We start from the raw sequence: 22615 nt of genomic DNA on the forward strand, positions 1-22615 counted from the left end.
TAAGTTTTTATGGCAAAGAGAGATTATTATGAGGTATTGGGTGTTACAAAATCTGCTACTATTATTGAAATTAAAAAAGCATATAGAAAAGTAGCCTTAAAATATCATCCCGATAGGAATCCTGACAATCCAGCGGCAGAAGAAAAATTTAAAGAAGCTGCCGAAGCGTATGAAGTATTAGGCAACGAAGATAAAAAAGCCAAATACGATCGTTTTGGTCATGCAGGTGTTGATGGTCCCGGTGGTTTTGGCGGTGGTGGTGGCATGAATATGGAAGACATATTCAGTCAGTTTGGCGATATTTTTGGTGGTGGAGGCGGAGGTTTTGGCTCTTTCTTTGGTGGTGGAGGTCGTGGCGGTTCTCGGGTTCAAAAAGGAAGTAATTTAAGAGTAAAATTAAAACTTACCTTAGAAGACATAGAAGCTGGCGTAGAGAAAAAAATAAAACTCAATAAACTCGTAAATGTTGAAGGTTCTACTTTTGATACCTGTCCTACCTGTGGAGGAAGCGGTGCTGTGCGTAGAGTTACTAATACTATTTTAGGGCAAATGCAAACCACATCTACCTGCCCTACTTGCAATGGAGCAGGCAAAAGCATAAGCAAAAGAGCTCCGGGAGCAGACAGTAACGGACAAAAAAGAGAAGAACGTGTAGTGAGTGTAAACATACCCGCAGGTGTAGAAGATGGCATGCAGTTACAAGTGCGTGGAGAAGGAAACGAAGGACCTTTTAATGGCATTAATGGCGATTTAATAGTGCTAATAGAAGAAGAAAAACACGAAGCTTTAGTTAGAGATGGACAAAATGTACTATATAAATTAGACTTAAATTTTGCCGATGCCACATTAGGCACATCTGTAGAAGTACCAACCATAGGAGGCAAAGCAAAAATAAAAGTCCCGGAAGGAACACAAAGTGGCAAAGTACTAAGACTAAAAGGAAAAGGGCTACCAAGCGTTAATGCTTATGGCAAGGGCGACCAATTGGTTTACGTATATGTTTATACACCACAAGACTTAACTAAAGAAGAAAAAAGACTGCTGGAAAAACTGAGAGAAAGCGAAAATTTTAAACCTAAGGAAGTAAGCGAAAGTAAAAGTTTTTTTGATAATGTAAAAGACTTTTTTAGCTAATTTGGCACAGTTTATGATTACTAAAAGATAAAATTAAAAACCTATGAAAAGAATAAATATTTTATTGGCATCGGCATTAGCTTTTATTGGTGTTAATGCACAGAGCTACAACCCTGTTTCTACAGAATATACCGCATTTTCCGATGGAGAAAAAGAAGTGTTTAAAGTAGTATTTAATCAAGTAAGTCAAAAACAAGTAGATGAAGCTGTAAAAGATTACTTAAAAAACTACAAAGCAAAATTAAGTGGCGTAAAAGGTGTAAAAGATGAATACACCGCTTCAGATTTAAAATTAACTAACGTTAATACTGCCGCTACTAATATGGTTTTAAAAACAACAGAGTTAGAAGGCAATGCTACACTTTATGTACATTATTTAGTAGATGGCAAAATAGTATCTGAAAAAAATACACCAAGCGAATTTGGTGGATATGAAAAATTTACCGAAGCCATAGCAAATAAAGCAACATACATAGCTTATGATGCGGTACTTAAAACTCAAAACAAAGTAGTTTCTGATAAAGAAAGCGACCTAAAAAACTTAGAAAAAGATGAGAAAAAAGCACACGACAGCATAGGCGATGCTAAAAAATCTATTAAAGATTCAGAAACAGCATTAAGCAGTTTAGAAAAAGATTTATCTAACCAAAAAGCGTTAGTATTATCTAAAAAACAAGAAGTAGAAGCTAAAAAAGCTGAAATAGCAAGCGTTAATGTAAAAACATTAGAAAGCGATATTAAAACATTAGATAAAGAAAATAGCTCAATAGCTAAAGACATAGCAAAAGACAGAGAGTCTATAGCCAAAACTAATGGCGAAATAGCTATACAACAAACAAACTTAGAAACTTTAAGAAAAACTATAGATGCACAAAAGCAAGTATTAGCTGTTTCTGCCGATAAAAAACAACTTAAAGAAGTACAAAGTTTAGAAAAAGACGAAGCTAAATTAATAGGCGGTATTGAAGAGCAAAAAGGTTCTATAGCTAACACAGAAGCAGCTATTGCTACAAAAGAAAGCACTATAGAAACTAATAAAGCAAAAATAGCAGCTATACAATCTAAAATTAATACGCACAGCGAAGATGCTTTAAAAGATCAATTAAAAGTATTAGAAAAAGATTTGAGTTCTTTAGAAAAAGAAGAAAATAGTATTACTAAAAATATAGATAAAAACAATAGCAATATCACTTCACAAGAAGAAAACATAAGACAAGCTAATGCTGAAATAGAAAAATTAAAAACAGCACAAGCAGACAAGAAAAAAGAAATAGATACAGCTAAAGAAGCGGTTAAAAATACCGAAACAGAGCAAGGCAAGTATAAATAATAGTCTTTTTAAGAACAATAAAATAAGCCCACTAATTACAACTAATTAGTGGGCTTATTGTTTTTGTGTATTAGCACCAATTTAGAAAATAGTTTAAAATTCAATGATAAATGCCGTATTTAATAAACCGATATTAAACCCTAAATGGTATTAAATTTGAGTTAAAAATTTGGTTTCAATGAAGTTTTAGAGTTTTCATAAAACTCATTAATAATACTTACCGCTTCTTCTGGGCTATCTGTTAGTTGTACCAAATCTATATCGCCTTCGCTTATATTATTATTCCCCAGCATGGTGTTTTTTATCCAGTCTATAAGTCCACCCCAATATTCTGTACCCATTAAAATAACGGGCACTCTGTCTATTTTTTTAGTTTGAATAAGTGTTAGGCTTTCAAAAAGCTCATCCATAGTACCAAAACCACCCGGCAACAAAATAAAAGCTTGGGCATATTTCACAAACATTACTTTTCGGGCAAAAAAGTAATTAAAATGGAAAAGTTTGTCCTCGTCTATATATTTATTTGATGATTGCTCATGTGGTAAATCTATGTTCAATCCCACCGATTTTCCGCCCACATTTTTTGCACCTCTGTTTCCTGCTTCCATAATGCCCGGGCCTCCGCCTGTAATTATTCCATAGCCTTCTTCTACTAAAAGCTCCGCCACTTTTACCGACATTTGGTAGTATTTATTATCTTCTTTAGTTCTAGCAGAACCATATATAGAAATACAAGGGCCAATAGCTTCCAGTCTGTCATATCCTTCCACAAATTCGCTTAATATTTTAAACATTGTCCAGCTACTTTTAGCCTGAATTTCTGTCCACGTTTTAATTGGTTTATTTGTCATTATCTTTTTTTGAAATCAATAATAAGCCTGCAAAGGTAATGCCACCATTTATTAAAAGCAATTCATAACCAAAAGTATAGCCTATTAGCTGTGGCGAATATTTATTAATGAAGAAAGTTAAAACAGGCGAAAGCACACAAATTAAAGGCACTAAATGGTCTTTAACTTTTAATTTGGTTAAAATACCAAAAGTAAACAAGCCCAATAATGGACCATAAGTGTAGCCCGCAAATGTGAAAATTTGAGAAATAACACTCTCATTTCCCAGTTTATCAAAAAACCAAACAGTTAAAATTAGAATTACCGAAAATGTTATGTGCACATAAAGCCTTGTCTTTTTACTTGAAGCAGTTTCTTTTTTGTGCATATTTAAAAAATCAACACAAAAAGCGGTAGTTAAAGAAGTAAGAGCAGAATCGGCACTGGAATATGCTGCGGCTATTAAGCCCAACAAAAAAATAACACCTGCCACCACAGGAAAATGATGCAAGGCAATTTCTGGAAATAAATAATCTGGTCGGGCAGGAATTTGTAAACCTATGCTATTGGCATAAACAAACAAAAAAGCTCCTAAACATAAAAACAAAAAGTTAATTGGAATAAGCATAATACTCATGCTAATAATATTCTTTTTAGCTTCATTTTCGTTTTTGCAAGTTAAGTTTTTTTGCATCATATCTTGGTCAAGACCTGTCATAACTAAAGCTATTAAAGCTCCGCTAAAAAATTGCTTTACAAAATGCAGTTTGCTGGTGCTAAAATCTTTAAAAAACAAAGTTTTAGTATAGCCCATTTCTGTAGCTTGTGTCCAAAGTTCGCTAATATTAAAACCCGTTTGTTTGCTTATATAATAAATAGCAAAAAGCAAAGCAATAATCATAAAACTGGTTTGTAACGTGTCGGTTATTACTATGGTTTTTATACCTCCTTGGTAAGTGTAAATCCATATTAAAACAACGGTAATTATAGTGGTAAAAATAAAGGGTATATGATAATGACTAAACAAAAAATGATGCAACACACCTGCCACCAAAAACAACCTAAAAGAAGCTCCCACTACCCGGCTTAAAAGGAAAAAAGCGGAGCCCGTTTTATGAGATAAAAACCCAAATCGCTCGCCAAGATATTCGTAAATAGAAATAAGATTTAGCTTATAATATATAGGAATTAAAACAAAAGCAATAAAGGCGTAGCCCAGTAAATAACCAAAAACCAACTGTAAATAAGAAAAAGAAGCACCGCCCACCTGCCCTGGCACACTTAAAAAAGTAACACCACTCAGCGAAGCTCCTATCATACCAAAAGCCACTAAGTACCACTTAGAGTTTTTATTGCCACTAAAAAAAGTATTGTTATCGCCAGAGCCTTTAGTAAGCTGAGCTATAAGTATTAAAAACAAAAAATAAGCAGAGATAGTTATAATAATAATGAGAGGCGTCATGTAGTTTAGTTTGTTGCAAAGCTACATTTTTTTGTTTACCTTTAAAGTCATGCAGATTCCTGTTATTGATATAAGCCAATTAATCACAAACAAAGAGAAAATAGCAAAGGATATAAGAGAAGCTTGTAGCCAAACAGGCTTTTTTTACATAAAAAATCATGGCGTTTCGGAAAAATTACAAAATGATTTAGCCAATATTAGCGAACGATTTTTTAAGTTGCCTTTAGAGGAAAAGAATAAAATTAATATGAAAAAAGCAGGCAAAGCATGGCGGGGTTATTTTCCTGTTAAGGGCGAACTAACCTCTAATCTGCCCGATTTGAAAGAAGGCATCTATTTTGGCGAAGAACATAATGAACAAAGCAAAGAAGTTTTAAATAGTGTTCCATTGTTTGGGGCAAATTTATATCCTCATCAAGTGCCTAAATTTAAAGAAATAGTAGAACAATATATGCTCGCCATGAAGGAACTGGCTGATAGGGTAATGCAAGCTATAGCTTTAAGTTTGGACTTGGAAATGGATTATTTTATAAAACATTACACTTATAATCCCACTCATTTGTTCCGAATATTTCATTATCCGCCTACAAAGCAAAAAGGAGAAGATGAACTTTGGGGTGTAGGAGCACATACCGATTATGGTTTAATAACTATTTTAAAGCAAGATGAAGTGGGTGGGCTACAAGTAAAAAGTAAAGATGGTTGGATAGACGCTCCACCAATTAAAAATACTTTTGTGTGCAATATAGGCGATATGTTGGATTATTTAACGGGCGGATTTTATCAATCTACTTTGCATAGGGTTAGAAACACTACCAATAAGAGTAGGTATTCGTTTCCTTATTTTTTTGACCCAAATTTTAATGCAGAAATAAAACAAATAGATTTAAGCCACTTAAGTATTGATAAATTTGAAAGAAACACACGTTGGGATAATACAGATTTACATGCTTTTAAAGGCACTTATGGGCAGTATATTTTAAACAAAATAGGGAAAGTTTTTCCGGAGTTATGAGTTACTCGTGGCACGACTTGGAATCGTGCCACGAATATTATAAAACTTTCTTAATCTCTTTTACTAATTCGGGTCCTTTATAAATAAAGCCACTATAAACTTGCACTAATGCTGCTCCTATATCTATTTTGCGTTTAGCATCTTGTGCACTCATAATGCCACCTACGGCTATAATTGGGATATTATTTTTATTGTTTTTCATTAAAAATTCCAATACTTCATCAGAACGTTGCGCAATAGGTTTGCCACTTAAACCACCTGCTCCTATTTCTTCAACTTCTTCTTTTGGTGTTTGCAAACCTTCTCTGCTTATCGTAGTATTATTGCTTATTAAGCCTGCAATATTAGCTTCATTTATTACAGCCAAAATATCAAGTAATTGATTTTCATTTAAATCGGGAGCTATTTTTAGTAAAATGGGTTTGGGATTGTCTTTTTTAAGATTGAGTTGCTGCAAGGTATTTAAAATTTCAAACAGCTTATCTTTTTCTTGTAGTTCTCTTAAATTTGGTGTATTGGGCGAGCTTACATTTACCACAAAATAATCTACATAATCAAACAATTTTTCAAAGCAAATAACATAATCATCTACGGCTTTTTCATTGGGTGTTACTTTGTTTTTGCCTATGTTGCCACCAATTATTATATCCGATTTTCGTTTTTTTAATCGCTTTACTACCGCATCTACACCATCATTATTAAAGCCCATGCGGTTTATAATGGCTTCATCTTTTTTTAGCCTAAATAATCTTGGTTTTGGATTGCCCTTTTGAGGCAGAGGAGTAACTGTTCCTATCTCTATAAAACCAAAACCTAAGGCAGCCAGTTCATCTATATACAAGGCATTTTTATCAAAACCGGCAGCTAAACCTACAGGATTTTTAAAATGTAAACCAAAAATTTTTTTTTCAAGTTTGGGGTTTTCATAGCCAAACATATTTTTAATTATGCTTTTGCCTAAAGGCAAATTATAAGCACGTTTTAAATTATTTAAGGTAAAATGGTGTGCTTTTTCTGCCGACATTGAAAACAGAAAATTTCGGATAAGGTTGTACATACTTATTGTTTGTAGTGCAAAATTACTGAATTTTTATTCGTGCCACGACTTGGAGTCGTGGCACGAATGCTCCATTTAAAACTTTTGTACTACATTCGTATTTATGAATAAAAATATTCCTTTAGCAGAACGTATCCGCCCACAAAATTTAGATAATTATTTTGGTCAGCAACATTTAATAGGAAAAGATAAACCTATAAGAAAGTTTATAGAGAGCAAACAGTTGCCATCTATCATTTTTTGGGGACCTCCGGGCGTGGGTAAAACTACATTGGCAAGAATTTTAGCCAATGAAAGCGATGCACAGTTTTTTCAATTGAGTGCTGTAGATAGCACTGTTAAAGATGTGCGTGCCATATTGGAAACAGCACAAAAACTGCCTAAAGTTATTTTGTTTATAGATGAAATACATCGCTTTAATAAAGCACAGCAAGATTCACTGCTTAAAGCGGTAGAAAATGGCACCATTACCTTAATAGGTGCTACTACAGAAAACCCCAGTTTTGAAGTGATAAGTGCTTTACTTTCTCGTTGTCAAGTGTTTACTTTAAAACATTTAGAAAAAAATGATTTAGACAAACTACTGCATCATGCTATTGATAATGATGAAGTATTAAAGCAGAAAAAGATAAATCTTAAAGAAACAGATAGACTTATAGCCTACAGCGGTGGCGATGCTCGCAAACTACTTAATTTATTGGAAATGTTAGTTAGCCAATTTGGCGAAAAAGAAAAAATAGTAATAGAAAATGATGTAGTAAAAGAAAAATTAACGGAGTATGCTTCTTTGTACGATAAAAGTGGCGAGCAGCATTATGATACTATTTCTGCTTTTATAAAATCTATAAGAGGCAGCGACCCCAATGCCGCTTTGTTTTATTTGGCAAGAATGATAATAGCAGGCGAAGACCCTAAATTTATAGCACGCAGGTTATTGATTTTAGCCAGTGAAGATATAGGCAATGCCAATCCTAATGCCTTGTTGTTGGCAAATAATTGTTTTCAGGCAGTTAATGTTATCGGCTATCCCGAATCGGAATTAATATTAAGCCAAACTACGGTATATTTAGCCACCAGTTTAAAAAGCAATGCCAGCTATAAAGCAATAAAATTAGCTAAAGAGATGGCTCGTAAATATCCTAATGCTCCTATTCCTATGCAAATACGCAATGCTCCCACCAAACTGATGAAAGATTTAAACTATGGCTTGGGCTATCAATATGCTCACGATTTTGAAAACAATTTTGTTGATATGGAATTTATGCCAAAAGAATTAGCAGGGCAAAAATTATATGAGCCGGGCAATAATCCACATGAACATAAACAACGGGAGTTTTTAAAAATGAGGTGGAAAGATAAATATGAGTATTAAAATCATGTTAAAAATTTGATTTAATAAATATTTCGCCTATATTTACAAACGTGTTTTGTGTGTAAGTGCAAGATTTATACTAACTGAACTTTTAAAAGATTGTAGGGAAATTGCATTTTTCATTTGTGTGTGTTTTGATAAAAGCAACCAAAACTATTTAATACTAAAGTTCAGTTAGTACTTGCACATATTGTTTGAGAAAACATACTAACTTTTGTAAAAGCTCATTTTTAAAAATGGGCTTTTTTTATCTTTCATTTCTTGTATTTATATTCTATTTTTGTACGGCAATGAAAATAAAATATATAGACATTATAGACCAAACCTTCTATTTCCCTCAAGAAGAGTTTAGGTTAGATGAAGAAAATGATACTTTACTGTATTATGATATTCCATTAATGGACATAATAGAAGAGCATGGCACGCCTTTAAAACTGACGTATTTGCCTAAAATTTCAAGTCAAATTAAAAAAGCAAAAAACTATTTTGAAAGAGCTTTTATTATTAACGATTACAAGGGCAAATATTTTTATTCTTATTGTACTAAAAGCTCTCATTTTTCTTTTGTGATAAAAGAGGCACTTAAAAATGATATTCATTTAGAAACTTCATCCGCTTTTGATATAGATATAGTAAGAAAAGTGCATGAACAAGGATTTTTCCCAAAGGATAGATTTATAATATGTAATGGATTTAAACCTAAAAAATATATTGAAAACGTAGCAGGCTTAGTAAATGATGGCTTTAAAAATGTAGTGCCTATTTTTGATAATTGGTACGAGCCCGATTTGCTTACCGAAGAACTTCAAAAACCAACCCAATGCGGTATCAGAATAGCCAGTGAAGAAGAGCCAAAATTTGAGTTTTATACTTCACGGTTGGGAATAGGCTACAAAGATGTATTAGCTTTTTATAAAGAGGAAATAAGAGATAATAAAAAGCTAAAATTGAAAATGCTTCATTTCTTTATTAATACAGGTATAAAAGATACGGCTTATTATTGGAGTGAATTATTAAAAGCAGTAAAAGTATATTGTGAATTGAAGAAAATTTGCCCTACGCTTGATACTTTAAATATAGGTGGTGGATTGCCTATAAAAAACTCACTTTCTTTTAATTATGACTATGAATACATGATAGAAGAAATAGTAAGACAAATAAAAACCTATTGCAATAATGACGGCATTGCAGAACCGGATATTTTTACAGAATTTGGTAGCTACACCGTAGGCGGAAGCGGAGCTTTACTTTTAAAAGTATTAGACCAAAAACGCCAAAACGATAGAGAAAGATGGAATATGATAGATAGTTCTTTTATGACCAATTTGCCGGACGCATGGGCATTGAGCAAGAGATTTGTTATGCTGGCAGTAAATAATTGGTATGATGAATATGAGCGGGTGCTTTTAGGCGGCTTAACCTGCGATAGTGATGATTATTACAACTCTGAAGCACACGCTAATGCTATTTATATGCCTAAATTTAACCGAAGAAAAAAACAATATATCGGATTTTTTCATACGGGAGCTTACCAAGAAACCATAGGTGGTTTTGGAGGCATACATCATTGCTTAATACCGCAGCCCAAGCATTTGATTTTAAACCGAGATGAACAAGGAAATTTAACCCAAGAAGTATTTTCTGAAGAGCAAAAAGCAGAAGATATGATAAAGATATTAGGATACTAAACTAAGTATTTTCCCTTCTGAAAAATTTATCTACCCAAGAGGGAGAACTAAAAAATAAAATTAAAAAATGGAAGATATTAATTTTGATGTTTTTTTAGAAAATTATGAGCAAATGAACACTTATATGCGTCATAATGGAATAAAACACAGAATATTAGAAGCAGGAAAAACAGAAACAAGCATGCAGATATTAGAACACCATATAAGCTCTCCGGGAGTGGCACATGGTGGTTCTATGGCGGGATTTATGGATAGCGTTTTAGGCTTTTGTGCATTAACTGCCGCTATTCCCGATGGCAATTTAGTAAGCACAGTAGAGTTTAAACTCAACTATTTTAAACCTATTCATTTTCAAGATAAATTGTTGGGCAAGGCTGTAGTGCTACGCAAAGGAAAATCATTTATAATAACCCGTGCAGAAGTATGGCGTGGAGATGAAATGGTAGCACATGGGCAAGGAACTTTTAATGTTTACCCTCTGGCTAAAAGAATAGATAACATTTCTGTTTAATACGGCTTAGAAATATAGAATAAGCCAATATCGGCTTGGTCTTATTGTGCTAAATGTATTAATATAAAGGAATTTACCATTGTAAAACACAAAATAGATTAATCTATTTTGTGTTAACAATTGGTATTAAATCAATTCAAAAAAATACGTGCAAATAAAAAAGGCTTACTTGGTAAAAACCTTGTAAGCCTTTGATTTTCAATGTGGTCCCACATGGGCTCGAACCATGGACCCCCTGATTATGAGTCAGGTGCTCTAACCAGCTGAGCTATGAGACCTAATTTACTTTCATTAAACAAAGTAAATTTTTTAAAGGACTGCAAAAGTAAGTATTTTGTTCTAAATTACAATGCTTTTATGCTAAAATAATTTTTTAACTTAAAACCTGAGTTCGGTTAATCTTTATAAACTATTCCTTATACGCTAAAGTCATTTCTCTTTTGCCCGGAGGGCCGGCAACGGCTTTTACCGTAAAACCTACATTTTTTAAATCTCTCTTAAACTGCCCTTTAGCACAGTAGGTAGTTAAGTGTCCTTCAGTTTTTAACAAACCATACATTTTACTCAAAATATCGGGTTGCCAAAGTTCTTCTTGTGCCGTTGGAGCAAAAGCATCAAAATAGATAACATCAATTATTCCTTTTAAAAATGATAAACCCGTATATTCTAATTTCCCTTTTATTTTAAACAAGCTAAAATGTTCATCTATATTTTCAACTTTATTCCACTCACTTTCGTGTATTTGCTTAAAAACAGCTAATTCATCTTCGGTATTTGTGTAGTTTAATTGTAAAGCATCTTCTGCTAACATAGGATAAGCTTCTATGCAATAATAAGTAACTTTAATTTTATTCTCTTTGGCAAATTTATATGTAAGCAAAGCATTTAATCCTGTACCTAAGCCCATTTCAAAAACAGAAACTTGCTGTTTATTTTTGTGTAAAGCAATCCCATTTTCTATAAAAACGTGCTTGCTTTCTTGCATAGCTCCGTGTATAGAATGATAAAGTTCATTGATTTGTGCATGCTTAACCGTAAAACTACCGTCTTTTGTTGCTATCTTTTCCATTATAAAAAATTAATGTCGTTATACTGGTCTTTCAGCCAAGTAGTAATGCTATATCTTGGTGTTTTGCAGGGCAATACTTCGTGCCAAAGTTCGCTTTTAAACATGGCTAATCTATTAAAAATGGGATTAACTTTTATAGTTTTATTTTCTTTATATATTAATAGTTGACCTTGGTCGGTTTCTTGCCAGTTTTCATTTAGGTATAAAACCAAAGAAATAATTCGGTGTGGTTGTTGAGTAAATCTATCGGTGTGTTTTTTATAAAAAGCTCCTTCCGGATAAATGGCATACATACTTTCAAAATCTTTAAGCGATAAAAAAAACGACCGATTAAACTCCATTATTAATCTTTCTATTATATCAAGATAATTTTTGGTGTTTTTTAAGCAATCTGCTTTATTAATCCACTTTATTTTATCGCTTCTATAGCTTTCTTTAATTATAAGATTATCCAACTTTCCAATACCTGCTTTCTTAAAAGCTTCTTCGGCTTTCCAATATTTAGCATCTTCTAAAACCTTATAAGCTAACTGTTTGGGCAAAAAATTATCTATAATCAAATATTCTTGCTGAGCAAAAGCGTCTAATTGCTCATTGGAGAGTGTTGTACTCATTTAAGCTAAAGCCCGGTTAACTTTTTCTTCAATATCTGAAACAGAGCTTTTTACAAACCTATTCCCTGTTATTTGCGCATATAAACCTATGTATTTTTCAGAAATATTATTTACTACTTCTTCGCTCATAGCAGGCATTTGCTGCCCTTCTTTACCTTGAAACCCATTAGCCATTAACCATTCTCTTACAAATTCTTTAGACAGATGTTGCTGAGCTTCGCCTTTTACTTGCCTTTCTTCAAAACCCTCTTTTATAAAATATCGGGAAGAATCTGGCGTATGTATTTCGTCTATTAAAATAATTTTACCATTGTATAAGCCAAATTCATATTTAGTATCCACTAAAATCAAACCTCTTTCGGCAGCCATTGCTGTTCCTTTGGCAAATAAAGCTCGGGTATATTTTTCTAAAATTTCCCATTGTTCGGCTGTTACAATTCCTCTTTTTAGTATATCGGTTTTAGAAATATCTTCGTCATGTCCTTCTTCTGCTTTAGTGGCAGGTGTAATAATTGGCTCTGGTAGTTTATCATTTTCTTTTAAACCTTCAGCCAGTTTTTCGCCACATAATTCTCTTAATCCACTTTTATAGGTACGCCAAGCATGCCCTGCCAAATATCCTCTTATAACCATTTCTAATCTTATAGGTTCGCATTTTTTACCTATAGTTACATTAGCGTGTGGTACTTGCTCTACCCAGTTGGGGACAATATCTTTAGTGGCTTCTAAAAAATGTGCGGCTATTTGGTTTAGCACTTGCCCTTTAAAAGGAATTGGCTTAGGCAAAATATGGTCAAAAGCAGAAATTCTATCTGTAGCCACTACAACCAACTTGTCTCCTACGGTATAAACATCTCTAACTTTACCATTATATACTTTAGTTTGTTTGTTAAATTGAAATGATGTAGAAGGCAAAGTGTTTGACATAGGATATTTTTTACAAAAGTAAGGAAAGCTATGTTAGTTTTTTGTTTTTAAAAAGTAAATTATTCGTGGCACGACTTGAAGTGATTTATTCATTATGGTTTTATAACAGTTAAATTAGAGTTCGGAACTTTTAAAAAGTTCCAAACTATTAAATAATACAAACTATTTCATTTATTTTCCTTAATTTTGTTTATTATAATATTCAAAAATGGCAAATTACGGCAAAACTGATAATTATATTATACAAGAATTAGGCGGTAGGATTAAATCTTTACGAAAAGAAAAAGGTTTATCTCAAACAGCACTTATGGAGCTTACCGGACTCAACAGAATTAGCATTTCTAAAATGGAAAATGGAGAAAACTTCACTATCCATAGTCTTATTAAAGTAATGCGTGCACTAAATTGTTTAGATGATATTGATTTATTGTTTGCCAAAAAAGATGATGATTTACACAAATTATTTGAATAAGTATGCGTATAAATGTTTTATATAAAGGCAATTTAGTAGGCAAAGTAGCCGAAAAAGACAATAAGTACTACTTTAAGTATGAAGATACTTTTATACAAAGTGGCATTGAGTTGTCGCCATTAATGATGCCACTTGCTAAAAGTTTAGGAAAAATATACGATTTCAACCATTTATATTTTAATACTTTTCATGGCTTGCCCGGCTTATTGGCAGATGCCATACCCGATAAATTTGGGAATGAAATACTCAATACTTGGCTACTGAAAGAAGGAAAAACAATAGAACATTTAAGCAGCTTAGAACGCTTGGCATATATAGGCAAAAGAGGTATGGGAGCATTAGAATTTGAACCCGAATTAAATACAGAACACAAGTGGACACAAAATGCCATTTCCTTAAATGAATTAAGCGATTTATCTAAATTGATAGTAAAAAATAAAAGCGATAAAGCTCTTAAAATAAATAACCAAAATTTACTTACACTTTTTGATGTAGGAACATCGGCAGGAGGAGCAAGGGCTAAAGCGGTGGTGTTAATTAACCCAAGAACTATGGAAATTTTGCCCGAACAGAACAAGTATGTTAAGGGTTTTGCCCCAAGTATTATAAAATTTGATACGGTTTCTGAGAAAAGTAATCAAAGTACAAACATCTGCTTGTTTGAAATGGCATATTATGATATGGCAAGAAAAGCAGATATAGATATGATGCCTTCCAAACTAATTGAAGAAAATAATAGATTTCATTTTGCTACAAAACGCTTTGACAGAACACCTAAATACGAAAAAATTCACACACAAACTTTATGTGGTATTGGACACTATAATTTTAGAGATTTTGAACAAAATTCCTACGAAAAGTTATTTTATGTAGCAAGGACTATTAATGTTTCTTATCAAGAGAAAGTACAGCTTTTTAAAAGAATGCTTTTTAATGTAGTGTGTAGAAACCAAGATGACCACACTAAAAATTTTGCTTTTTTGTATTATAACAATAAATGGCGTATTGCTCCTGCCTACGATTTGGTTTACAATTATGACGCAAAAGGACTTTTTACACAGTTGCACAAAATGAGCATAAACGGCAAAAGAGATAATTTTGTTTGGAAAGATTTTGAAGGTATAGCCAATGATAATGCCATAAAAAAGCCTAAAGAAATTTTAGAAGAAGTAATAGAAGCAGCCGGTTTGTTTCCTCATATTGCATCAAAATATGGAATAAATAAAGAAATTAGCCATAAAATGCATCGCACCTTTAGAATGAAGTGGAATTAATTTATGCAAAAACTATTGATTATAGGACGCACTTTCCCTGAGCCAAATACTACGGCTACCGGCAAAAGAATGATGCAATTGATTGCGTTTTTTCAGCAAAACAATTATGCAATAACTTTTTCTTCTACTGCTCAGCCGACAAAATATAGTATTGATTTAAAAGAAATAGGTATTTCTGTTCAGCAAATTGAACTCAACAATGCTTCTTTTGATGAATTTATAAAAACATTACAACCTAACATTGTACTTTTTGATAGATTTATAAGCGAAGAGCATTTCGGTTGGCGTGTGGCAGAAAAAGTACCAAATGCCATAAGAATATTAGATACAGAAGATTTACATTTTTTGCGTGAAGCAAGAGAAATATCTTTAAAAAAGAAACAGCCTATTAATTTGTTTTCTGCACTATCGCAAAGAGAAATAGCCAGTATTTACCGTTGTGATGTAAGCTTAATTATTTCAGAATATGAAATGGATTTGCTTAAAAAAGAGTTTAATATTAAGGACAACATACTACACTACTTGCCATTTTTAGTAAATGAAAATGCTATAAAAAGTACTAATGAATTGCCAAGTTTTAAAGAAAGGCAACATTTTATAAGCGTAGGCAATTTTTTGCATGCTCCAAATTTAGATGCCGTAGTTTGGCTTAAAAAAGATATTTGGGAAAAGATAAAAAACGAACTACCTAATGCAGAATTGCATATTTATGGAGCTTATGTTCCTCAGCAAGTGCAAGAATTTCATAATAAAAAAGAAGGCTTTATAGTAAAAGGCTGGGCAAAAGATATAGATACAGTAATGCAGCATGCCAAAGCGTGTTTAGCACCTTTGCGTTTTGGTGCAGGCTTAAAAGGAAAATTGTTAGATGCTCTACTCAATGGAACGCCCGCTATTACCACTACAGAAGGAGCAGAAGGAATGTATGGCGATTTTAATGCACCCGGAGTAGTAGCAGAAAAACCTATAAAATTTATAGAAAAAGCTATAGAACTATATAGTAATGAAGAAAAATGGACTGAAAGTATAGCTCAAAGAGAAGAAATTTTAAAAAATAGGTTTGGGAAACAGCAATTTCAAGAATTACTCAAGAACAAAATAACTCAACTAAACAACAATATAGAAAGCCACAGAAACAAAAATTTTGTAGGGCGAATATTAAATAACAACGCACACAATAGCCTAAAATATATGAGCAAGTGGATAGAGGAGAAGAATAAATTAGCAAACCGCCAGCAGACTAATTAGGAATTATAAATTAAAAATCACGAATTGACACACCCATACTCACACTCACACTCACACCCTTTTTTCTCCTTTGCACCTGTCTGTTGACAAAGGCAGGCTCAGAAAGACGAGCGAGAATAAAACAAACTTTAAAATTTCAAACCTCAAAAAGAGATTGCTTCACTCTGTTCGCAAAGACATACTTATATTATGTTCGTTCTTTACTCGTGGCACAACTCCAAGTCGTGCCACGAGTACTTAGCGTTCTTTACAGGAAACTCCCAAACTTCAAACACTACAGAGATAGCGGAACTCCATTTCATTACGTTCACTATGACACCAAGTGAGTTTATTTGTTAGTGCATGAGATAGCACAACTCCGTGTTACTACATCTGCTATGATGTAAAAAACGGTATTAAGCCTTACTAAGCGTAATGCCAAAAGTAGTGCCTACGCCTATAGTGCTACGCACGTGTATGCTTTGTCCGTGGGCATCCATAATGTGCTTACAAATAGATAGTCCTAAGCCATTGCCTCCTTCTACTCTTGAGCGGTGCTTGTCAACTCTAAAAAATCTATCAAAAAGGCGGGGTAGATATTTTTGTTCTATTCCTGGACCATTATCTGTTACCTCTAACAATATATTTTCTTCCATATCATACACACCTATTAATACTGTACCATCTTCTTTTCCATATTTTATAGCATTGTTTATCAGGTTGTTAAGCACTATTTCTATTTGTTCTTTATCGGCAAAAACTTGTTTATTTTTAGCGGTTTCTTTTTTAAATTTTACGCTTATATCTCTATTATCAGCCAGCACTTCATTATTTTCTATTACTTCTTGAGTTAAAGCTATAATATCAAATTTTGTTTTATTTAATTTAAGTTGGTCAGATTCTTTTTGAGCTATAACTAACAATCCTTCTACTATAGAATTTAATCTATCTAAATTTTTTGATGCTTTTTTAAGGTAACTTATGTTTACTTTATCATCATTTATAGCTCCATTAAGTAGCGTTTCTATGTATCCTTGTGTGTTAAAAATAGGTGTTTTAAGTTCATGGCTCACATCTCCTAAAAATTCTTTGCGGTATTGCTCCATTTTTTTAAGTTCCGCTATCTCTGCCGATTTATTAATGCTGTAGTTTTTTACTTCTTGCTCTACTTCGCTAATAGGGTCTTGCTCGTTTATGGGTTGTATTTGCTGTTTGCCGGTTTTTAATTGATGTATGTTTTTGTACAGTACTTTTATTCTTCTATACACAAAACTATCTACTAAAAAATAGATAACCACATAGCTGGCAACAAAAGAAAAAACGGAGAGCAATATTATCATTAACCATGTAAGTGGGTAAAAAATAAAATGGATAATAAGCAACTGGGCAAAGGTTATTAAAGCTATTATTAAAGATGCTAATAAGGCTATCTTTTGTAATGTGGCATGTTTCATGCGTTAAATTTGTAGCCTACGCCTTTAACTGTTACAAATAAATCATTACCCAATTTTTCACGCAGTTTTCTTATATGCACATCTATGGTTCTATCTACCACTATGGTTTCTGTACCCCATACCTTGGTCAGTATTTCTTCTCTGGTAAAAACCCTTCCCGGTTTAGACATTAGCAAACAAAGTAAATTAAATTCTTTTTTAGGCAAAAACAATTCTTCATCATTTTTAAAAACCAATCGTTGAGCTATATCGGCTTTTATACCTCCTTCTTCTATAATATTTTGCGTTTTCTCTCTGCTAATTCTTCTAAGTAAACTTTTAATTTTACTAACTAATAATCTTGGTTTAATAGGCTTAGAAATATAATCATCTGCTCCGGCATCAAAACCCGCTATTTGAGAGTAATCTTCGTGCCTTGCTGTAAGAAAAGTAATAATAGTTTCTTGGAAATCGGGCAATTTTCTTAGTTCATTGCAGGTTTCTACTCCGTCCATATTGGGCATCATTACATCTAAAATAATTAAATGGGGCTGATGTTTTTTAGCTTGTTCTATAGCTTGCATGCCATCTTCGGCTGTAAATATTTGATAGCCTTCATTTTCTAAATTGTACTTAATAAACTCTAATGTATCATCTTCATCGTCTGCCAGCAGTATTTTGATATCTTGATTTTGCATACTTTTTAGTTTTTATACTTCAAATATACTGGGTTTTACCTATAAAAACCGCTACTTAATTATTTGTTTACTTATCAATAGCATTCTTAATAATAAGTTAACACAAGGGTAAAACTATACTCAAAGTGCGTTTTGACCTTTGTGCCAAATAAAAAAACAATAAAACATGAAAAAATTATTACTACCTATTTTGACATTAGGTTTACTAACTTTCTCTTTACAATCTTGTAAAGACAAATGCGACAACTGTGCAGCTAACGAAACTTGTGTAGATGGTGAGTGTGTGGCAAATGAGCCGGCAGAAGATGTACAAGTTACTACAAACATTACTGCTGACACACACTGGACAGCCGATAATATTTATGTATTGACTAAAAGAGTGTATGTAGAAAGTGGTGCTACATTAACTATTGACCCGGGAACAGTTATAAAAGGAGAAACGGGTACTGGAACAAACTCTAAAGCATTAATTGTTTCGCAAGGCGGTAGAATACTTGCTGAAGGAACCGCTGCTTTACCTATTATTTTTACTTCTGTTAATGATAATATTACCCCAGAGCAAGTTGCTACGGGCGATTTTACAAGCCCAAATTTATCTCCTACTCAACAAGGCTTGTGGGGTGGTGTTATTATATTAGGAAATGCAAAAATTTCTGCAAGTGCTACTTCAGTACAAATGGAAGGTATTCCAACTTCTGAAACGGCTATTTATGGCGGCACAAATGACGATGATGATTCTGGAATTTTAAAATATGTTTCTATCCGTCATACAGGTACTGATATAGGAACAGGAAATGAAATTCAAGCATTGTCTTTAGGCGGTGTAGGTAGAGGAACAGTTATAGAAAACATAGAACTGGTTTGTAGCAAAGATGACGGAGTTGAGTTTTTTGGTGGTGCTGTAAATGTTACGAATGCTTTAGTATGGAATGTAGGAGATGACGGATTAGATACTGACCAAGGTTATAGCGGTACAGTTACTAACTTTTTAGTTATAACTCCGGGCGGAAGTGCTTTAGAGTTAGACGGACCTGAAGGATCACCTCTTGCTAATGGAAATCACACTTTTAACAAAGGATATATCTATGGTTGTACAGATTATTTAGTTGACTGTGATGACGATACTAATGTAGATATTACAAATATATACTTTAACGGTGTGCCTTCTGGCGATACGCTTGTAGCTTCTATAGGAGATGTCATTGCTGCGGGAAGTACTATTAGCAACTGGCAATATACTATGAACAGCTCTTACAATGCATCTGCCGTGTTTTATGAAGTACCTGCGACTAACTTAACCAGCGTAGCAGCAAATGCTTTCACTACAGGATTTGACGCTTCAGTATTTGGTTGGACATGGGCTTCTCAATATGGCGAATTAAGCAACATAGGATTATAAGAAATAGAGGATTTATTTAAACATATTATTATCAACTCGCTTAGAGCTTGCTTTTTTAAGGCAGGCTCTAAGCATTTTATTAAAACGACAAATTATACTTAATTAATGGGAAAAAATTTACTATCAATAATTGCACTTTTAGCATTATGTTTTACCACTGTTTTTAGCCAAAATGGAACTATTAGAGGCTCAGTATTAGAAGAAGCTACAGGAGAAGGACTAATAGGCGTTACTGTGGTAATAGACGGAACTACAAAAGGAACAATTACCGATTTTGATGGTCATTTTTCAATTTCGGCAGAACCTGGAACCTACGCCATAAAAGCATCTTTTATTTCTTACCAAACCATAAGAATAGAAAATGTAGTAGTAAAACCTAATGAAGTTACACTACTAAATAACATAATAATGAAATCGGATGATGAGGAGCTTTCAGAGGTGGTAGTAACAGCTAAAAGAATAGAAACATCTGAGGCGGCAGTAATGACTATAAAAAGAAAATCTATTGAAATATTAGACGGAATTTCTGCCGAGCAAATACAAATGACAGGAGATGGAACAGCTGTAGAAGCCGCTAAGCGTGTTACGGGTGTTTCTGTAGAAGGAGGTAAATATGTTTATATAAGAGGCTTAGGCGATAGATATTCTAAAACTACATTTAATGGAATGGATATTCCGGGCTTAGACCCCGATAGAAATACCTTGCAATTAGATATTTTCCCTACCAATTTAATAGGAAACTTAATGGTTTCAAAAAACTTTACAGCAGATAAATCGGCAGATTTTACAGGTGGTTTGTTGGATATAGAAACCAAAGATTTTCCAGACCAGCGTATTATTAGTTTCTCTTTAGATGTGGGTTACAATCCCAATATGCACTTTAAAAAAGATTATTTAAGCTACCAAACCAGCAAAACCGACTTTTTAGGTTTTGATAATGGCTCAAGAGCTTTGCCAAGTGAAGTGCAGGCTATTGAAAATTCAAAAGGAAGATTTCCCTACCCCAATGTAAACCCCAATGATGAAGTATTTAAGTTAAGCAATAGCTTTAATAAAGACCTTGGTGTAGATAAAAAAATGAGCATTTTAGATTTTAGTGGAAGTTTTACTATTGGCAATCAATACGATATTAAAAAAGACTCCGAAACAGGCTCAAGCAATAAAAAACTGGGTTATATTTTCTCTTTATCTTACAAATCTGATTATAAATATTATGATGATGTAACTTATGGAGAATACCAAAGACTTGCCGACCCCAACGAAAAAGAATTAATAGACGTAAACATTTTTAAAGGAGCTTATGGCGAAAGAACATTTCTTTTAGGTGGATTAGCAGGCTTAGCATATAAAAACAGAACTTCAAAATATAGATTTACCGTATTACGCTTACAAAGTGGCACAAGCCGTGCCGGGCAGTTTTCTTTATACAATAATGGCGATGCAGGCGTAGGAGCTTCCGGCTACACAGGCATTTCAGATAACTTAGAATATAACGAACGTTCTTTAACCAACTTTATGCTGGGAGGCGAACACTCAATAAAAGAAAATAAATGGGAAATGAAATGGGGGTTATCGCCTACACTATCTACATCAAAAGACCCCGATATACGTTCTACAGCATTTACCAATAAAAATGACGAATTATTATTTAGTGCCGGAGATGCAGGATTTCCTACAAGAATATGGCGTTCATTAAATGAATATAACGTTCCGGTAAAATTGGATATTACCAATAATTACACCTTGTTTAAAAGAGATGCTAAAGTAAAATTTGGAGCAAGCCATGTTTATAAAAATAGAAACTATGAAATTTTAACCTACAATTTAAGTTCAAATACCACTTTAAATAATCAAAGCTGGACAGGTGACCCCGATGATGTTTTAAATGAAGAAAATCTTTTCCCTAACGGCACAAATCAAATGTATTTTGAGTCGGGAAACTCACGCCCCAATGCCAACCAGTATAGTGCCAACTCTAACACTACAGGGTTTTATGCTTCTACAGAAGTAAGCCCTGCCAAAAAACTAAAAACCGTAATTGGTCTTAGAATGGAATACTTTGCATTAAGACATACGGGAAGAGATATTTCTCAAACTAATGTTTTAGATAACAAAAAAGTACTTTCTTCATTTGATTTCTTTCCTACAGCAAACTTAATTTATGCTATTACTGAAAAACAAAATTTGCGTATATCTTATGCTCGTACCATAGCACGACCATCGTTTAAAGAAATGTCTTATGCTTCTATTGTAGATCCTTTTACCAGCAGAATTTTTGATGGAGGCATGTTTGCTATTGGCGATTGGGATGGAAATTTACACGAAACTTACATCAACAATGTTGATTTACGTTGGGAATATTTTATGAATAAAGGTCAAGTACTCTCTTTATCAGGTTTTTTTAAACATTTTAAAGACCCTATAGAATTAGTAAGAATACCAGAGCAACAAACTACTATAGAATATCAGCCACGAAATGTGGGAACAGGAATGGTATTTGGTTTAGAAGCAGAATTTCGTAAAAACTTAGGTTTTATTACTCCGGCTTTAGATAATCTTTATATCAATGGGAATATAACGGGAGTTTATTCTGTAATAGATATGACCGACACAGAATATAATGCCCGTAAAACAAGAGAAAGAACAGGAGAAACTATTGATAAAAAGCGTGTTATGGCGGGGCAAGCTCCTTATGTTATTAATGCAGGTATCAGTTATTTTAATCATAATTTAGGCTTAGATGTAGGTTTGTTTTATAATGTAAAAGGGAAAACTTTATTTTTAGTAGGCAATGGCTTAAATCCGGATGTATATGTTACTCCATTTCATAATTTAAACTTTAAAGCCTCTCAACTATTTGGCAAAGAAAAAAGGTGGAAATGTAGCGTATCTATAGATAATATTATAGGAGATGATAGACTTTGGCAGTATGAATCTTTTGAAGCTACTCCGCAGATTTATGAACAAAGAAAACCAGGAAGACTGTTTTCTGTGGGTTTTAGTTATACCTTGAAATAATACTAATGGTATGATTGTTCTAAACGACTATTAAAACGGTATAATTTTTCATTCTTCAAAATTTCCGACATTACACGGCACGATT

19 protein-coding genes and 1 tRNA gene are annotated in these 22615 nt (G+C 33.2%); 11 read left to right on the forward strand and 9 right to left on the reverse strand.

The genetic code is table 11. The features are described from left to right. The first annotated feature begins 9 nt into the window (after window positions 1-9). Both dnaJ and H6578_01060 read left to right on the forward strand, forming a co-directional pair. A complete protein-coding gene (dnaJ, locus tag H6578_01055; GenBank protein MCB9225744.1) occupies window positions 10-1134 on the forward strand; it encodes a molecular chaperone DnaJ in 1125 nt (374 codons plus the stop codon). Between the two features lie 43 nt (window positions 1135-1177). Further along, a complete protein-coding gene (locus H6578_01060; protein MCB9225745.1) occupies window positions 1178-2464 on the forward strand; it encodes a hypothetical protein in 1287 nt (428 codons plus the stop codon). Window positions 2465-2625: 161 nt separating this feature from the next. Here H6578_01060 and H6578_01065 read toward each other — a convergent pair whose 3' ends face one another. Together H6578_01065 and H6578_01070 are read right to left on the reverse strand one after the other, a co-directional pair. Beyond that, window positions 2626-3315 (reverse strand): TIGR00730 family Rossman fold protein, encoded by a 690-nt coding sequence (locus H6578_01065; GenBank protein ID MCB9225746.1) that lies wholly within the window; start codon window positions 3313-3315, stop codon window positions 2626-2628. Further along, a complete protein-coding gene (locus H6578_01070) occupies window positions 3305-4756 on the reverse strand; it encodes a sodium:solute symporter (GenBank protein ID MCB9225747.1) in 1452 nt (483 codons plus the stop codon). The genes H6578_01065 and H6578_01070 overlap by 11 nt, the downstream gene beginning before the upstream one ends. 49 nt (window positions 4757-4805) lie before the next feature. Between H6578_01070 and H6578_01075 the strand changes: the two genes are divergently transcribed. Beyond that, window positions 4806-5771: an isopenicillin N synthase family oxygenase gene (locus H6578_01075; protein ID MCB9225748.1), complete on the forward strand. Its 966-nt coding sequence runs from the start codon at window positions 4806-4808 to the stop codon at window positions 5769-5771. 37 nt (window positions 5772-5808) lie between these two features. Here the strand turns inward: H6578_01075 and H6578_01080 are convergent, their stop codons facing one another. Continuing rightward, window positions 5809-6828, reverse strand: a complete 1020-nt coding sequence (locus tag H6578_01080; protein MCB9225749.1) for a quinone-dependent dihydroorotate dehydrogenase — start codon at window positions 6826-6828, stop codon at window positions 5809-5811. 103 nt (window positions 6829-6931) lie between these two features. Between H6578_01080 and H6578_01085 the strand changes: the two genes are divergently transcribed. From H6578_01085 to H6578_01095, 3 genes are all read left to right on the forward strand, one after another. Further along, on the forward strand, window positions 6932-8200 hold the full coding sequence (locus H6578_01085) for a replication-associated recombination protein A (GenBank protein ID MCB9225750.1): 1269 nt from the start codon (window positions 6932-6934) through the stop codon (window positions 8198-8200). Between the two features lie 290 nt (window positions 8201-8490). Then, window positions 8491-9888, forward strand: coding sequence for an arginine decarboxylase (locus H6578_01090; protein ID MCB9225751.1), 1398 nt, complete (start codon window positions 8491-8493; stop codon window positions 9886-9888). Between the two features lie 67 nt (window positions 9889-9955). After that, window positions 9956-10399: a PaaI family thioesterase gene (locus tag H6578_01095; GenBank protein ID MCB9225752.1), complete on the forward strand. Its 444-nt coding sequence runs from the start codon at window positions 9956-9958 to the stop codon at window positions 10397-10399. A 204-nt stretch (window positions 10400-10603) separates the two neighbouring features. Here the strand turns inward: H6578_01095 and H6578_01100 are convergent. From H6578_01100 to H6578_01115, 4 genes are all read right to left on the reverse strand, one after another. After that, window positions 10604-10677, reverse strand: a tRNA-Ile gene (locus H6578_01100). A gap of 131 nt (window positions 10678-10808) precedes the next feature. Further along, the gene (gene mnmD / locus H6578_01105; protein ID MCB9225753.1) at window positions 10809-11468 is read right to left on the reverse strand and encodes a tRNA (5-methylaminomethyl-2-thiouridine)(34)-methyltransferase MnmD; all 660 of its coding nucleotides are present in this window, start codon (window positions 11466-11468) and stop codon (window positions 10809-10811) included. Then, entirely contained in the window at window positions 11468-12082 is a 615-nt protein-coding gene (locus tag H6578_01110; protein MCB9225754.1) for a 2OG-Fe(II) oxygenase, read from the reverse strand. The genes mnmD and H6578_01110 overlap by 1 nt, the downstream gene beginning before the upstream one ends. Next, on the reverse strand, window positions 12083-13009 hold the full coding sequence (locus H6578_01115) for a phosphoribosylaminoimidazolesuccinocarboxamide synthase (GenBank protein MCB9225755.1): 927 nt from the start codon (window positions 13007-13009) through the stop codon (window positions 12083-12085). A 208-nt stretch (window positions 13010-13217) separates the two neighbouring features. Between H6578_01115 and H6578_01120 the strand changes: the two genes are divergently transcribed. From H6578_01120 to H6578_01130, 3 genes are read left to right on the forward strand one after another with little or no spacing between them, the layout of a single operon-like run. Then, window positions 13218-13481: a helix-turn-helix transcriptional regulator gene (locus tag H6578_01120; protein MCB9225756.1), complete on the forward strand. Its 264-nt coding sequence runs from the start codon at window positions 13218-13220 to the stop codon at window positions 13479-13481. Between the two features lie 2 nt (window positions 13482-13483). Further along, window positions 13484-14755, forward strand: a complete 1272-nt coding sequence (locus tag H6578_01125) for a type II toxin-antitoxin system HipA family toxin (protein MCB9225757.1) — start codon at window positions 13484-13486, stop codon at window positions 14753-14755. A 3-nt stretch (window positions 14756-14758) separates the two neighbouring features. Next, window positions 14759-16003: a glycosyltransferase gene (locus H6578_01130; GenBank protein MCB9225758.1), complete on the forward strand. Its 1245-nt coding sequence runs from the start codon at window positions 14759-14761 to the stop codon at window positions 16001-16003. A gap of 395 nt (window positions 16004-16398) precedes the next feature. Here the strand turns inward: H6578_01130 and H6578_01135 are convergent, their stop codons facing one another. Then, window positions 16399-17436, reverse strand: coding sequence for a sensor histidine kinase (locus H6578_01135; protein MCB9225759.1), 1038 nt, complete (start codon window positions 17434-17436; stop codon window positions 16399-16401). Then, on the reverse strand, window positions 17433-18113 hold the full coding sequence (locus tag H6578_01140) for a response regulator transcription factor (GenBank protein ID MCB9225760.1): 681 nt from the start codon (window positions 18111-18113) through the stop codon (window positions 17433-17435). Before H6578_01140 ends, H6578_01135 begins: the two co-directional genes overlap by 4 nt. 166 nt (window positions 18114-18279) lie before the next feature. Here H6578_01140 and H6578_01145 point away from each other — a divergent pair, with 166 nt between their 5' ends. Further along, entirely contained in the window at window positions 18280-19512 is a 1233-nt protein-coding gene (locus H6578_01145) for a hypothetical protein (protein MCB9225761.1), read from the forward strand. A gap of 105 nt (window positions 19513-19617) precedes the next feature. Continuing rightward, window positions 19618-22530, forward strand: a complete 2913-nt coding sequence (locus H6578_01150) for a TonB-dependent receptor (protein MCB9225762.1) — start codon at window positions 19618-19620, stop codon at window positions 22528-22530. Window positions 22531-22615: the final 85 nt, after the last annotated feature.

The organism is Chitinophagales bacterium, from assembly GCA_020635995.1.
Taxonomy (GTDB): Bacteria; Bacteroidota; Bacteroidia; order Chitinophagales; family UBA8649; genus JAFMKE01.